Origin of the sequence: Dinghuibacter silviterrae, from assembly GCF_004366355.1 — a bacterium.
Taxonomy (GTDB): domain Bacteria; phylum Bacteroidota; class Bacteroidia; order Chitinophagales; family Chitinophagaceae; genus Dinghuibacter; species Dinghuibacter silviterrae.
Window position 1 is genome coordinate 1,430,061 of record NZ_SODV01000001.1, and the last position, 14,552, is coordinate 1,444,612.

The window sequence follows — 14,552 nt, forward strand, 5'->3', positions numbered from 1 at the left end:
CATAAGTATGCAAAAGATCGCTTTACTGGCACTGGCCCTGTGCACCGGGGTCTTTGTACAAGCACAGAACGGCAGCGCTACCCAGGTTCAATGGACCTATACCGCGAAGAAAATATCCGAAAAGGTCTACGAAGTGCACATGACCGCAAAGATCGGCGCGGGCTGGCACCTGTATGCCCAAAAGGCGGGTGACGGGCCGGTATCCACGTCCTTTACCTTTACCGCTAACCCGCTGCTGACCGCAACGGGTCAGGTCAAAGAGCTAGGCAAAAAGATCACCGTGTTCGAAGAGGCCTTCAAATCCAATGTGAGCTATTTCCAGAACACCGTGGATTTCGTCCAGACCGTCACGCTCAAGTCGCCGGTCAAGACAAGCTTTGCCGGGAAGGTGGAATTTATGGTGTGCAACGATCACGAGTGTTTGCCACCAACGGACGTGCCTTTTAGTGTTGCCTTATGAGGTACATTATAGCGGCAGCCCTTTTGCTGCTGGCGGGGGTCGTCCGTGCACAAGACTCTGTTCCCCGGTTTACTGCTACGTACCGTCGCCTGGATACGGCCACGGTGGAGGTCATCATTACCGCCCGGGTACAACCGGGTGTCCATTTGTTCTCCACGGTAAAAGTGGCCGATAGCCTGCCCTATTCTACGGTGACGCTGGATTCCGCCCTGACGCCCTTCCTGGCAGGCAGCCTGAAAGAACAGGGAAACCTTCAAAAAGAAGCGTCCCCCGATTTCAAGGGAGCGGAGGTCCACTTCTTTGCCGATTCCGTACAGTGGATACAGGACCTGAAGATCTCCGCCAGCCGTAAAAAGACGGTAGAGGGGACCGTGACCTACCTGGCCAAGGTCAAGGATCAATACCTTTCCGACGTGGCCCACTTTTCGGTAACGGTTCCCGCCGAAGCGCCGACCGCTCCGGCCGGCCCCGCCGAGAAATCCCTCTGGTTTATTTTCGTCAGCGGTCTCCTGGCCGGTTTCGGGGCCTTTGTCAGCCCCTGTATCTACGCCATGGTCCCCGTCACCGTCAGCTTTTTTACAAAACGCAGCACCAGCCGCGCCAAAGGCATTCAAAACGCCTTGTATTACTCCCTGTCGATCATGCTGGTGTATACGCTTTTTGGTTTCCTGATCACCCTGATCTTCGGCCAGGGTGCCCTCAATAGCCTGGCGAGCAGCGCGATCTTCAACATCGTGGTATTCCTGATGTTCCTGATTTTCGGGATATCCTTTTTGGGCGCCTTTGAGATTACCCTCCCCTCGTCCATCAGCAACCGGGTCGACGCAAAGGCCGGTTTAGGTTCCTTTTCCGGGCTCTTTTTCATGGCCCTCACGCTGGTGGTGGTGTCGTTCTCCTGTACCGTCCCCTTTATCGGGGGGCTGGCCGTGCTGACGACGCACGGGGGCAAAGTGGCCCCGATCGTTGGCTTCTTCGGGTTTTCGCTGGCGCTCGCGCTGCCGTTTGCATTGTTTGCCTTTTTCCCCTCCTTACTCAACCAACTGGCCAAATCCGGCGGCTGGCTGATGACGGTCAAGGTAACCTTAGGCTTCATCGAGCTCGCCCTTGCGCTCAAATTCCTGTCCAGCGCCGACCTCGCCTATCACTGGCGGATCCTGGACCGGGAAGTATACCTCAGCCTTTGGATTGTGATCTTTGGTTTGCTCGGCTTCTATCTGCTGGGCAAGCTCAAATTCGCCCACGACCAGGAACTGCCCGTCAACGACTATGGCATCCCCCACCTGACAATCCCCCGTCTTTTTTTCGCGATCGCCGCCCTGACGTTTACCGTGTACATGATCCCCGGTCTTTGGGGCGCACCGCTCAACGGCATCAGCGCCTGGCTCCCCGAAATGAAGACCCAGGATTTCAACCTCAACAGGGCGCCCGTGGCCGTCCCTGCCGGCCCCACCGACACCGCCCTGCGCCCCCGGAAATACACCGATTTTCTCGAATCCGAGATCAAAGGCGTGTCCACCTTCTTCGATTATACGGAGGCTGTGCGCGCCGCCAGCCTGGAACACAAACCCCTGCTCATCGACTTTACCGGTCACAGCTGCGCCAACTGCCGTAAAATGGAACGCGCGGTGCTCAACGACCCTGAAGTCATCAAGGCGCTCCAGGACCATTTTGTCGTCGTCTCCCTCTATGTCGACGACAAATACCGCCTGCCCGAAGACGAATGGGTCACGTCAAAAAACGACGGTTCCACCATTGAATACATGGGCGCCCGGAACCTCGACTTTGAAGTGGGGCTCACGGGGAACAACTCGCAGCCGCAGTATGTGTTTGTCGATCCCGTGAGCGGGAAGGTTCTCTTAAACGCGGGGGGGTATGACCCGGATGTGCCGAGGTTTTTGAAGATATTATCGGACGTGCAGCAGCAGTTCAAATAGAAAGCCGGGAAGACCCCGGCTTTCTTATTTGAATCTTATTCAATATCAATACATTGTATTGCTTTATGCATGAAATTTCAATGAATATTTAGTCAAATTACCCATCTGTTTTGTACCTTTGGTGAAGAAAAAGAGATAGACTATGGGAGCAGTAGATAAACTCAGAAAAAAACTAAAAGAGGGGGAGGTTTATCGGCGTAGCGATTTAGCCACTTGGTCATCTTCAGTAGATCGCGACCTGAATGACTTGGTAACTGAAGGGGCATTGCAAAAATTATCCCAAGGGCTCTTTTATTATCCAAGGCAGACGGTATTTGGGAAAACGCCACCGGATGAAAAAGTATTGGTGCGAAGCTTTTTAAAAGATGATAATTTCCTATTGACTTCTCCAAACGTCTTTAACAGTTTGGGGGTAGGGACAACTCAATTGTATAACACGAAGGTCGTATACAATCATAAACGACATGGCAAATTCAAATTTGGCAATCAGGAATTTGATTTTCGTGTAAAACATCATTTTCCCAAAAAGCCGACAACGGAATTTCTGTTGGTCGACTTGGTAAATAATCTTGATACGCTGGCGGAGGATAAAGCAAGCGTATTGAAAAACGTAGCTGATAAGGTAACCAGCATGGACAAGAAGGCACTGAAAAGATCTGTTGCCCAGTATGGCAGTGTTAAGACGAAGAAGATATTTGCACCTTTAATATAGGTTTATCCCTATTGCTATGCCGCTGGATTACTTGCATAATCATAAAGAGTTTCCTGAACTATTGAGAATCGTCGGCGATCAAATGGGCATTCTACCGGCCTTGATCGAAAAGGACTATTGGATCATGCACGTACTTTATGGCTTGAAACAACAGGGATTCGATTTTGAAATGAAGGGCGGAACTTCATTGTCCAAGGGCTTTAAAATCATTGACCGGTTTTCAGAAGATATAGATATATATATTCATCCGCCTCCCGATATGGGCGTAGAGGAAAATTGGAAAAAAGACAAACCCATTCATGTTGAATCACGACAAAAATACTTTGAGTGGCTCGCGGGTGCAATAAAAATAGGTGGAATCAATGATGTTCAAAGAGATAAAGCCTTTGATAATAAAATATTTACCAGCGCGGGGATAAGACTCTACTATCCTAGCCATACAGAACCAGTAGATGGACTAAAGCCGGGTATTCTCTTGGAAGTAGGTTTTGATACTGTGACGCCAAATGAGAAGCTATCAATTAGTTCCTGGGCTTTGGACTTGGCATTAAATACCATTAGCGGTCAGATTGTCAATAATACGGCCACTGACATCTCGTGTTATCAGCCCGGTTATACCTTGGTAGAAAAACTGCAAACCATTGTGAGGAAGTTTCGCAGGGAGCAAGAAACTGGCGAGGAGAACCCCAATTATATGCGACAATACTACGATGTAAGTCGATTGCTCCTCAGAAAGGAAGTGCAGGCATTTATTGGCACCAAAGAATACCAGGATCATAAAGCAGTGCGGATCAAGGGGAAGGACAATGAAATACCGCTTTTGGAAAACGAAGCCTTTTTGCTGTCTGATCCGAAGCTAAGAAAGAATTTCGCTGTACGCTATGCTAAAACGGCGAGTTTGTACTATAAAGGCCAACTCCCCTTCGAGGAATTACTGGCTATCATACAAGAAAATTTGCCAAAACTTTAGTCTGAGGCCCCCTTAAAACTCGAACCCCCGGGACGAAACCCAGGGGTATTTGCAGGCAAGCGCGTGAGTATTCACAACGCAATCTGTTTTTCGGCCATCATCTTGCGGAGGTTGATCAACCCGTAACGCATGCGGCCTAAGGCGGTATTGATGCTGCAGTTCGTGTGTTCTGCGATCTCTTTAAAACTCAGTTCGCCGTAGTGGCGGAGGACGATGACTTCCCGTTGTTCTTCGGGGAGCTTGTCCAACATTTTGCGGACCCTGTCGTGGCTCTGACGCTGCATCATCTTCTTGTCCGCACCCTCTTCGGTGAAATGCAGGACTTCGAATATGTCTCTGTCGTCGCTCGTCTTGATCACCGGAGTCCGGCGTACCCTGCGGAAGTGATCAACACACAAATTGTGTGCTATTCGCATCGCCCAGGGTAAAAACTTTCCCTCATCTGTGTACCGTCCACTCCTCAGGGTATCGATAACCCGGATGAAAACATCCTGAAAGATGTCTTCAGCAAGGTATTTGTCCTTGATTAACAGGAAAATAGAAGTATAGATTTTATCCTTATACCTCATTACCAGGGTCTCAAGGGCAAGCGCATTACCGTCCGCAAATAAGCGGATCAGCTGCTGATCGGATAATTGATGCATGGGCTGCATAGATTCCTACTATGTTAATTATCAATGGTTTTTCAAAAGAACAGCGTAGAAATCGGTCAATATGCGATCTTTTTAAATGATTAAGGATGTTATAAAAGTAATCTTTTTCCTGAAAATATAACAAATTATATAGATTACTTCCCCGTAAAGTTTCACGGGTTTGTAAAATTACTAAACGCCTTCGCAAAAAGGGTGGTTGTAAATGGTAACTTTGCTGCTCCATCATGAATAAGGACGATATCTTCATAAAGGGCGCCCGGGTCCATAACCTAAAAAATATCTCCGTTTCCATTCCCCGTAACAAGCTGGTCGTCGTGACCGGCGTGTCGGGTTCCGGTAAGTCGTCGCTGACCATCGATACCCTGTATGCGGAGGGGCAGCGCCGGTACGCCGAAAGCCTGAGCGCCTACGCGCGCCAGTTCCTGATGCGGATGAATAAACCGGATGTGGATTACATCAAGGGGCTTTGCCCGGCCATTGCCATCGAGCAAAAGGTCATCACCCGGACGCCCCGGTCTACCGTCGGGAGCATGACGGAAGCCTACGACTATTTGAGGCTGCTTTTTGCCCGCGCCGGAAAGACGATTTCGCCGGTCTCCGGGCGGGAGGTGAAAAAGGACGACGTCCGGGATGTCGTGGATGCGATCAAGGCGCTGGCTGAAGGCGACCGCGTACATATCCTTGTACCGTTCCTGCACCATGCGCGCCGCGACCCCGCTGAAGAAATGAATATCCTTCTTCAGAAAGGGTTTACACGGTTATATGTGCCTTCGGTAAAAAAGGGCGAGGCCGGGACCGTCATCCGCCTGGAGGAAGCCCTGGAGGCGAAAGACCCCGGATCGCTGACGCCTGCGGCCAATACGTTTGTCCTGGTAGACCGCCTGGTCGTCAAACCCTTTGACGAAGACGACGAGCACCGCATCGCCGACTCCGTTTCCACGGCCTTTTACGAGGGCGAAGGCGCGCTCCTGCTGGAAGTGAACGGCACGACGACCCTGTCTTTCTCAAACCGTTTCGAGCTCGACGGGATGACCTTCGAGGAACCGGCGCCGAATCTTTTTTCCTTCAATAACCCCTTTGGGGCCTGTCCGACCTGCGAAGGGTTTAGCCAGGTCCTGGGGATTGATGAGAACCTGGTCATCCCCGACAAACGCCTCAGCGTTTACGAAGGCGCGGTGGCCCCCTGGAAGGGGGAAAAGCTGGGCCTGTGGAAGGAGCAGTTTGTCAAGGGCGCACGGAAAAACAATTTCCCCGTCCATAAACCCGTCATGGACCTGACCAAAGCGCAATACGAGGAGCTTTGGAACGGGTCGCCCCACTTTTACGGCATCAATGCCTTTTTTAAAGAAGTCGAGGATAACCTGTACAAGGTCCAATACCGTGTCTTGTTGTCGCGCTACCGGGGAAGGACTACCTGCCCGGACTGTAAGGGCTACCGCCTGAGAAAGGAGGCCCTGTATGTCAAGGTCGGCGGTCTGCATATCGGGGAGCTGTGCGAGATGCCGGTCAAGGACCTCCAGGCCTGGTTCGACAAACTCGTCCTGACTCCTCATGAACAGGGCGTTGCGAGCCGGATCCTCATCGAAATCCACCAAAGGCTAAAAACGTTGATGGATGTGGGTTTGGGGTACCTGACGTTGAGCCGTCTAGCGAATTCCCTGAGTGGGGGCGAGAGCCAGCGGATCCAGCTCACGCGTTCCCTGGGGAGTAACCTCACCGACTCTTTGTACATCCTTGACGAGCCCTCCATCGGGCTGCACTCCCGGGATACAGAGCGGCTGATCAGCGTCCTGAAAGAGCTCCGCGACTTAGGCAACACTGTCGTCGTGGTGGAGCACGACGAGCTCATGATGCGCCAGGCCGACCATGTCATCGACATGGGCCCCCTGGCCAGTTACCAGGGCGGGACGGTCGTTGCCGAAGGAGACTATGACGCCATCATCCGGAACGCCGAAAGCCTGACTGGCAAATACCTCCGCGGGGAATTGTCCATCGACCCGCCCGCAAAGGTCCGCACCTGGAACCGGTCCATCAAGGTCGAAGGCGCGCGCCAGAACAACCTGAAGGATATTACCGTCGAGTTCCCGCTGGGTGTGTTTACCGTCGTCAGCGGCGTGAGCGGAAGCGGCAAGACCACCCTGGTCAAGCAAATTCTTTACCCCGCGCTTCAACAGCTCAAGGGAGAGTTCACCGATAAACCCGGTTTGTTCCAGGGGCTCAGCGGAGACGCGGACTACCTGTCCCAGGTGGAAATGGTCGACCAGCACCCGATCGGCAAGTCCTCCCGGAGCAATCCCGTCACCTATATCAAGGCGTATGACGAGATCCGGGACCTTTACGCCCGTCAACCCCTGAGCAAACTAAGGGGCTTCCAGCCAAAGCATTTTTCCTTTAACGTGGATGGCGGTCGCTGTGACGCCTGTAAAGGGGAGGGGGAACAGGTCGTGGAAATGCAGTTCCTGGCCGATGTACACCTGACCTGCGAAGTCTGCGGTGGCAAGCGCTTTAAGGAAGAAGTGCTCGAAGTCACCTACAAGGGCAAGAGCATCTACCAGGTGTTGGAAATGAGTGTGGACGAGGCGATCTCGTTTTTCGCGGATGAATCGGATGTCGTGGCTAAAATAAGCCCGCTGAGCGACGTAGGGCTGGGTTATGTCAAGCTGGGTCAGTCCAGCGACACCCTGTCCGGGGGCGAGGCGCAGCGCGTCAAGCTGGCGTCCTTCCTAGGCAAGGGCCGCGCCCAGGGGCACATCCTGTTTATCTTTGACGAGCCCACGACGGGGCTTCACTTTCACGATATTAAAAAGCTGCTGGCATCCTTTAACGCGCTGATTGCGCAGGGGCATAGCATACTCGTCATCGAACACAATACCGATGTCCTCCGGAGCGCGGACTGGCTCATCGACCTTGGCCCTGGCGCCGGCGACGAAGGCGGATCACTCGTATATGCGGGGCCACCCGCGGGCGCCAAAAAAGTGGCGGGCAGCCTTACGGGGAAGTTCCTGTAAGGCGCCGGGCCCGTGCCCGGTGCCGGTGTGCCCGGTGCCGAGCCTCCACGGGCGTGCCGTAACGCAGCGAAGGGGTATGTTTTTTTCTTTCTTTTCCGTAGGACTTAAATACACATTGCGCGCCTTAATCCTACGGAAAAGAAAGAAAAAAACATACCCCTTCGCTTTCATACGCGGCAGGCTTGGCGATATTGCCAAAGCCTAGCGCAGCCGGTCCAAACTCTTTACCAGCTTCTGGTCCTTACGGATCCCGCGCATCGCGAGGATCAGCCCGATGATGACAAGGATCGGGAGGGCGATCCCGGCCCGGAATGACCCGTCCGAATAGGTCGCGGCAGCTTTTACCACGTCGATCTGGTGGTTCTCCAGTACCAGCAACGCGATCGCCAGGACGATACCCAGCACGCACAACCGGAGCTGAAGCGGCCGTTGTTTGAACAGGAAGATGGTGCCAAAACATACCACCGCGAGCAACACGACTGCCAGGTATACGAGAAAGCTCGAATTATTGGCGTAGTATAATTGGTTGGTCGAGTCCTTCAGGGTGACCTTGAAAAAGGCCAGCTCGAAGGCGGCTAAGGTGAGAAGCCCGGACAAAAGAAGCCAGACGGTTTGAATGCGTTGAATCATAAGTTGAGGTGTTTATGAGTTGCGGCGGCGGGCTAAGCGGACAATTTAGCCCGCCGCCGCAACACCGCTAATAATTTGCCCTTCGGGCTAGGCGCCTGTGGCGCCTATTTGAGTTCAGGGTAGAGCGGGAACTGCTCCATGAACGCTTTCACCTCACCTGCCAGCTTGCCCAGCACCGCCTCATCATCCGCGTTCATAAGCGCCTTGTCGATCGCGCTGACGACAAACTCCATGTGGCTTTCCTTCATGCCCCGGGACGTGATGGCGGGGACCCCGACACGAATACCGGAAGTGACAAAAGCGGATTTATCGTCAAAAGGCACCATGTTTTTGTTGACCGTAATCTCGGCCTTCCCCAGCACGCCTTCCGCTTTTTTGCCGCTGATGTTCTTGTTGCGGAGGTCGATCAGCATGAGGTGGTTGTCCGTACCACCGGAGATCAATTCGTATCCCCGGTCGACAAAGGCCTTGGCCATGGTCTGGGCGTTGGACACGATTTGTTTGGCATAGCTCGTGAATTCGTTGCTAAGCACTTCGCCAAAGGCGATGGCCTTGGATGCAATGATGTGTTCGAGCGGGCCGCCCTGGGTGCCGGGGAAAACGGCGAGGTCGATGAGGTTGCTCATCAGGCGGGTATTGCCTTTCACGTCTTTCAGCCCAAACGGGTTGTCAAAGTCGTTCTTCATCAGGATGAGACCGCCACGGGGACCGCGCAGGGTCTTGTGGGTCGTGGTCGTAACAAAGTGACAATGGTCGAAGGGAGAAGCCAGCAATTGTTTGGCGATCAAACCGGCCGGGTGGGCGATGTCCGCCATGACAAAGGCCCCGATCTGGTCGGCGACCTTGCGGATGCGGGCGTAGTCCCAGTCGCGGCTGTAGGCGGAAGCCCCGCATATAATCAGCTTGGGTTTTTCGGCGAGGGCGGTTTTTTCGAGGTGGTCGTAGTCCACGCGACCGGTCTCTTTGACGACGCCGTAAGAAAGGGCGTGGTAGAGTTTGCCCGAGAAATTAACCGGAGAACCATGGGTCAGGTGACCACCCATGCTCAGGTCCAGCCCCAGGATCTTGTCCCCGGGTTGGAGAATGGCCTGCATCAGGGCCGAGTTGGCCTGGGCGCCGGAGTGCGGCTGGACGTTGGCGTAAGCACAGCCAAACATTTCTTTTGCCCGGTCTATGGCCAGCTGTTCTACCTGGTCGACGATTTCGCAACCCCCGTAGTACCTTCTGCCGGGGTAACCTTCCGCATATTTGTTGGTCAGTACGCTGCCCATGGCCTGAATCACCTGCAGGCTGGCGAAGTTTTCGGATGCGATCAGCTCGATGCCATGGCGTTGACGTTCCAGTTCTTTGTGGATCAGGTCAAATACGATTTCGTCTCTATGCATGAAGGAGTATATTTAAGCCGCAAAAATAAGGTTAAAATTCCCTTGCGGAAAATCACTATTTTCACGCCCCGGGAATCGAAAGGCTAAAACGATTTTAACAATGAAGGCAATTATACCGGTGGCCGGTGCGGGGACACGCTTACGTCCACATACCTACACCCAGCCTAAGGCATTGATCCCCCTGGCAGGGAAAACCATCCTCAGCATCATTGTAGACCAGCTCCAGGACGCCGGTATACAGGAATTCATCTTTATCATCGGCTATCTCGGTCACAAGATCCGGGATTATGTCAAGGAAAAATATCCGTACCTCCAGGTCCACTTCGTAGAACAAAACGAGCGTCAGGGCACGGGTCACGCGATCTCCCTGACCAAGGACATCGTCGACGGGGACGAGGTATTTATCGTATTGGGCGACACCATCTGTGAGTATGACGTGCGCGAGGTGCTGGCGAACCCGAACTCCCTGTTGGGCGTAAAACGCGTCGACGACCCCCGGGACTTCGGGGTGGCGGAGGTGGAAGAAAGCGGTCTCATCAGCCAGGTCGTGGAAAAACCCCAGATCCCCAAGTCCAACATGGCCCTCGTCGGTTTGTACAAGATCCGGGATACGCGGGTGATGTTTGATTGTCTGTCCACCGTCAGCCATCAGCCCCACCCCAGCCGGCCCTACGACTTCAACCTGACCGACGCCCTGGAGTGTATGATCCGCCAGGGTTGTATTTTCCACGCTTTCAAGGTCCAGAACTGGTTCGATTGCGGCCGCAAGGAAACGCTGCTGCAATCCAACGCCATCCTGCTCAAGAAGTTTGGGAGCAACATCGCGTCCAACCATAAGTTCGACAACTCTATCCTCATCCCGCCTGTCAGCATCGCCGAGGGGTGTGACATACGGAACTCCATCGTCGGCCCCAACGTTGCCATCGGGGACGGCACGGTGATCAACTCCAGCATCATCCGCAATTCCATCATCGGCGCCTATTCCAACCTTACGGAGATCGTGTTGACCGAATCCCTGATTGGGAGCGACGCGTCCATCAAGGGCGAAAGCCGCAGCCTGAATATCGGCGACAATACCGAAATCGCACTGGGATGAACCGGGTCACCACCCTTTTCGGTACCCGTTATCCCATCGTCCAGGCGGGGATGGTCTGGGCCAGCGGCTGGCGGTTGGCCAGCGCCGTGAGCAACGCGGGTGGTCTCGGCCTCATCGGGGCCGGTAGTATGTACCCCGACGTTCTGAGAGAACACATTCGGAAATGCAAGGCGGCGACGGACGCGCCGTACGGCGTCAATATTCCGCTTTTGTACCCGGATATAGACAAACACATAGACATCGTTTTAGCGGAACGGGTCCCCATCGTCTTTACCTCCGCCGGTAACCCCAAAACGTGGACCGGGATGCTAAAGGAAAAGGGCGTCACCGTCGTACACGTGGTCAGCAGCGCTCTTTTTGCCCGAAAGGCGGAACAAGCCGGTTGCGACGCCGTCGTGGCTGAAGGTTTTGAAGCCGGGGGCCACAACGGGCGGGAGGAAACCACCACCCTCGTCCTGGTGCCCGAGGTCTGTGCCTCGGTGTCCATCCCCGTCATCGCCGCCGGAGGCATTGCCACCGGCCGGGGTATGCTGGCCGCCATGGTCTTAGGCGCCTCCGGCGTACAGATGGGCAGCCGGTTCGTCGCCAGCGAGGAAGCGTCCTCCCATATCGCCTTCAAAAATGCCGTGCTGGCCGCGAAGGAAGGAGATACCTTTCTGACGATGAAGCAGTTAACACCTGTCCGGTTGCTCGTCAATGCGTTTTACAAGGCCGTCCGCGCCGCCGAGGCCCGGGGAGCCAACCCGGAGGAACTGCAAGCCTTGCTGGGAAACGGTCGTGCCAAAAAAGGCATGTTTGAAGGGGACCTGGACGAAGGGGAGCTTGAAATTGGACAGGTCAGCGCCCTTTTGCACGAAATTCTCCCCGCCGGCGACATTGTCCGGAGGGTTTGGAAGGAATTTCAGGAAGCCTTGCAAAATCCAACAGATTTTACGTAGTTTAGTCCTCGAAATTGCTAAAAATGGTCAAGCATTACCTCTTCTTCTGCAGTCTTATGCTTACCGCCTTTGCCGCCGGCGCCACCAACACAACGGGTGCACCGGGGAGCAATGGGAACAGTAATATCACGGGCACGGTCATGACCGATTGCGCAAAGCCGCTCAAACAGGTCACCGTCGTGGTGTCTTCGCCTTGTCTGTTAAAGCCCCAGGCGGTTGAAACGGATGAGAATGGAAACTTTTTCATCGGCCAGTTGGAGCCTTGTGTGTACAAGCTGACGTTCGAGTCCAATGGGTACAAAAAGGTCACCACCGAAAAGGTCGTCGTAACCCCCGACAAAAAGACCCAGCTCAAAGTACAGTTGCAACCCGACTGTATGTGGAACGATTCCGACCACGGGACTTTTTCCAATCAATTGCAGATTTACGAGTAAGACATTACGTGTTAGACATTATGTATAACAAAAAGCAGCCCGTTGAGGCTGCTTTTTTGTGCGCGCGGCGACCCGTTAGGCCTTTTTCATCCCCCAGCGAATCATTTCTTTAAAGGTTACCTTCTTCCCATAGAGCAGGATCCCGGTCCGGTAAATCTTCCCGCAAAACCACGTGGTAAACAAAAACCCACCGACGAGCAACACCATACTCGCGAGCAACTGCCACAAGGGTATCGTCGGCACCCCGTAAGGAATCCGTCCCATCATGACAATGGGGGAGGTGGGGGGGAAAATGCTGGCAAAAACCGCGAGGCTGCTGTTGGGGTCTGCGGTGGCCTTCATCATGACGACAAGGCTGAAGACCACCATCAGCGTGATGGGCATGACCATCTGCTGGGCTTCCTGGGCATCGTCCGACACCGCGCTGCCGACGGCGGCAAAAAGAGAGGCGTAGAGCAGGTAACCACCCACGAAGTAAAAAATAAGGCAACCGATGATCAGGGCGAAGTTCAGCGACCGGGCCTGGTCCAGCAGCGACATCAGCATATTTCCCGCGCCCATGCTGTGCAAGGACTGGCCGATCTGGGGAAAGGCCACCGGGATGATGAGCTGCAGGACATAAATCAACACGCCCCAGATTAAAAACTGGGTAAGTCCCACCGCACCAATGCCCAAAATTTTCCCCAACATCAGTTGGAACGGCCGGACGGAGCTGATGATGACTTCCGCGATGCGCGTTGTTTTTTCCTCCATCACGCCGCGCATGACGGTGGTGCCATAAATCAGCAGGATGAAATAAATAAGAAAACCCGCAATGTACCCCACGCCCCTGGCGACGTCGGACACGCTTTTACGCGCCTCGTTGCCGATGGTGGCCGCGAGGGCAATGTCGGGGGTAAGCTCCTTGATCTTGACGGCGTCTATATGCGCGGCCTGCATCCTGCGATGGCTGATCATGGCCTCCAGGATGGCGTTCAGGTCGCCCTGGGCGCCGGAGCCCGCTTCGGACTTGCGGTGGAACTGCAAAAGACCGGGGTCTTCGATGGTATTAAGAGGAACCAGCAGGTACCCGTCAAAGCCCTGTTTGTCGTAATTGTTCGCAATATCTTCCGCCTGGCCGACGGGGAACAACTGAAAGGTGAATTCCTTTTGGTGGAGGTCCTGCCCGGCGAAAAGACCTTCCTGGTCGACGACGGCGATCTTTTGTTCGGTGGTATTCCCGCTGATCGATACGTAGATGATGGCTACATAAAATCCGATGATGATCAGCGGAATGATGATGGTGACGAGCAAAAAGGATCTTTTCCTGACCCGCGTCAGGTATTCCCGCTGAAAAACGAGTCCTGTCTTGTTCATGCCTGTACGTTTTGAAATTGACGGGCCAGGGGCGTGCCCTCGACCAGCTTTATAAAAATGTCGTTGAGTGACGGAAGGATCTCCTGGAAGGAGGAAACAAGCGCGCCCTGGCCGATGTAATAACTAAGGACGTCGTTCGACGAGTATCCGTTGTTGATGCGGAGCACGAGGCTGCCTGCGTTTTGCTGGACGATGTCGAACGAGGGATGCGCGCCGTTTGCAGCCGCGGCGCCCGCGACGTCGAGGCGATAGAGGTTTTCTTTAAAGTCCTGCTTCACCCCCGCGACGGTCCCGTCCAGGATTTTCTTGCCCTGGTTGACGAGGACGATCCGGTCGCAGATCTCCTCCACCTGCTCCATGCGATGGGTGCTGAAGATGACGGTCGAACCGGCGCGGGCGAGCTCATAGATCTCGTCCTTGATCAAATTAGCGTTGACCGGGTCCAGACCGCTAAACGGTTCGTCGAGGATGATCAGCTTCGGCCGGTGGAGGATGGTCGTGACAAACTGTAGCTTTTGCCCCATGCCCTTGGAGAGGTCCTGGGTCTTTTTGTTGTACCACGTGTCCATATCCAGTTTGCCAAACCAGTACCGGATCTTTTCGGAGGCCTCCTGTTTGCTGAGGCCCTTCAGCCTCGCCAGGTAAAGGGCCTGGTCGCCGATCTTCATTTTTTTGTACAGACCTCTTTCCTCGGGCATGTACCCGATGTGGACCAGGTCGGTCTCCGGTTGAAAGGGGCGTCCATCAAAAAGGATTTGTCCGCTGTCGGGGAAAAAAATCCCCGTAATCATCCGCAGCAGGGTCGTCTTTCCCGCCCCGTTGGGTCCCAGGAGACCGAAGATGCTTCCGGAGGGGATGGAAAAGCTGATGTCGTCCACCGCTTTTTGCGTGGCGTAGTACTTTTTTAGATGTTGTACTTCCAGTATTGGGCTCATACGGTACTGTTGGTGGAGGAAAAGTAAAGAATGTTACGTCG

General features: G+C 54.1%; 13 protein-coding genes. 8 read left to right on the top strand and 5 right to left on the bottom strand.

Annotated elements, in window-relative coordinates:
• Positions 1 to 7 precede the first annotated feature (7 nt).
• The 4 genes from EDB95_RS06360 to EDB95_RS06375 all read left to right on the top strand — a co-directional run bounded on the left by EDB95_RS06360 (position 8) and on the right by EDB95_RS06375 (position 4,076).
• A complete protein-coding gene (locus EDB95_RS06360) occupies positions 8 to 460 on the top strand; it encodes a protein-disulfide reductase DsbD domain-containing protein (protein WP_133991686.1) in 453 nt (150 codons plus the stop codon).
• Complete coding sequence (locus EDB95_RS06365) at positions 457 to 2,394, top strand: protein-disulfide reductase DsbD family protein (RefSeq protein ID WP_133991688.1); 1,938 nt, start codon at positions 457 to 459, stop codon at positions 2,392 to 2,394. The genes EDB95_RS06360 and EDB95_RS06365 overlap by 4 nt, the downstream gene beginning before the upstream one ends.
• A gap of 142 nt (positions 2,395 to 2,536) precedes the next feature.
• Entirely contained in the window at positions 2,537 to 3,106 is a 570-nt protein-coding gene (locus EDB95_RS06370; RefSeq protein ID WP_133991690.1) for a hypothetical protein, read from the top strand.
• A 16-nt stretch (positions 3,107 to 3,122) separates the two neighbouring features.
• Positions 3,123 to 4,076 carry a nucleotidyl transferase AbiEii/AbiGii toxin family protein gene (locus tag EDB95_RS06375; protein WP_133991692.1) on the top strand — a complete coding sequence of 318 codons (954 nt, stop codon included), beginning with the start codon at positions 3,123 to 3,125 and terminating at the stop codon, positions 4,074 to 4,076.
• Positions 4,077 to 4,147: 71 nt separating this feature from the next.
• Here the strand turns inward: EDB95_RS06375 and EDB95_RS06380 are convergent, their stop codons facing one another.
• On the bottom strand, positions 4,148 to 4,720 hold the full coding sequence (locus EDB95_RS06380) for an RNA polymerase sigma factor (protein WP_317128967.1): 573 nt from the start codon (positions 4,718 to 4,720) through the stop codon (positions 4,148 to 4,150).
• A 233-nt stretch (positions 4,721 to 4,953) separates the two neighbouring features.
• On the opposite strand from EDB95_RS06380, the gene uvrA reads away from it, so the two are divergent.
• Complete coding sequence (gene uvrA, locus EDB95_RS06385) at positions 4,954 to 7,737, top strand: excinuclease ABC subunit UvrA (protein ID WP_133991695.1); 2,784 nt, start codon at positions 4,954 to 4,956, stop codon at positions 7,735 to 7,737.
• Between the two features lie 201 nt (positions 7,738 to 7,938).
• Here uvrA and EDB95_RS06390 read toward each other — a convergent pair whose 3' ends face one another.
• Together EDB95_RS06390 and EDB95_RS06395 are read right to left on the bottom strand one after the other, a co-directional pair.
• Positions 7,939 to 8,367 (bottom strand): DUF4293 domain-containing protein, encoded by a 429-nt coding sequence (locus EDB95_RS06390; RefSeq protein WP_133991696.1) that lies wholly within the window; start codon positions 8,365 to 8,367, stop codon positions 7,939 to 7,941.
• A gap of 104 nt (positions 8,368 to 8,471) precedes the next feature.
• Positions 8,472 to 9,752, bottom strand: a complete 1,281-nt coding sequence (locus EDB95_RS06395) for a serine hydroxymethyltransferase (protein ID WP_133991697.1) — start codon at positions 9,750 to 9,752, stop codon at positions 8,472 to 8,474.
• 100 nt (positions 9,753 to 9,852) lie between these two features.
• Between EDB95_RS06395 and EDB95_RS06400 the strand changes: the two genes are divergently transcribed.
• The 3 genes from EDB95_RS06400 to EDB95_RS06410 are packed head-to-tail and all read left to right on the top strand — an operon-like array spanning position 9,853 to position 12,220.
• Complete coding sequence (locus EDB95_RS06400) at positions 9,853 to 10,848, top strand: sugar phosphate nucleotidyltransferase (protein ID WP_133991698.1); 996 nt, start codon at positions 9,853 to 9,855, stop codon at positions 10,846 to 10,848.
• Positions 10,845 to 11,786 (top strand): NAD(P)H-dependent flavin oxidoreductase, encoded by a 942-nt coding sequence (locus EDB95_RS06405; protein WP_133991700.1) that lies wholly within the window; start codon positions 10,845 to 10,847, stop codon positions 11,784 to 11,786. The genes EDB95_RS06400 and EDB95_RS06405 overlap by 4 nt, the downstream gene beginning before the upstream one ends.
• 23 nt (positions 11,787 to 11,809) lie before the next feature.
• The gene (locus EDB95_RS06410; protein ID WP_133991701.1) at positions 11,810 to 12,220 is read left to right on the top strand and encodes a carboxypeptidase-like regulatory domain-containing protein; all 411 of its coding nucleotides are present in this window, start codon (positions 11,810 to 11,812) and stop codon (positions 12,218 to 12,220) included.
• Positions 12,221 to 12,295: 75 nt separating this feature from the next.
• On the opposite strand, the gene EDB95_RS06415 is transcribed toward EDB95_RS06410, so the two are convergent.
• The gene (locus tag EDB95_RS06415; protein ID WP_133991702.1) at positions 12,296 to 13,576 is read right to left on the bottom strand and encodes an ABC transporter permease; all 1,281 of its coding nucleotides are present in this window, start codon (positions 13,574 to 13,576) and stop codon (positions 12,296 to 12,298) included.
• Positions 13,573 to 14,511 (bottom strand): ABC transporter ATP-binding protein, encoded by a 939-nt coding sequence (locus EDB95_RS06420; protein ID WP_133991703.1) that lies wholly within the window; start codon positions 14,509 to 14,511, stop codon positions 13,573 to 13,575. Before EDB95_RS06420 ends, EDB95_RS06415 begins: the two co-directional genes overlap by 4 nt.
• Positions 14,512 to 14,552: the final 41 nt, after the last annotated feature.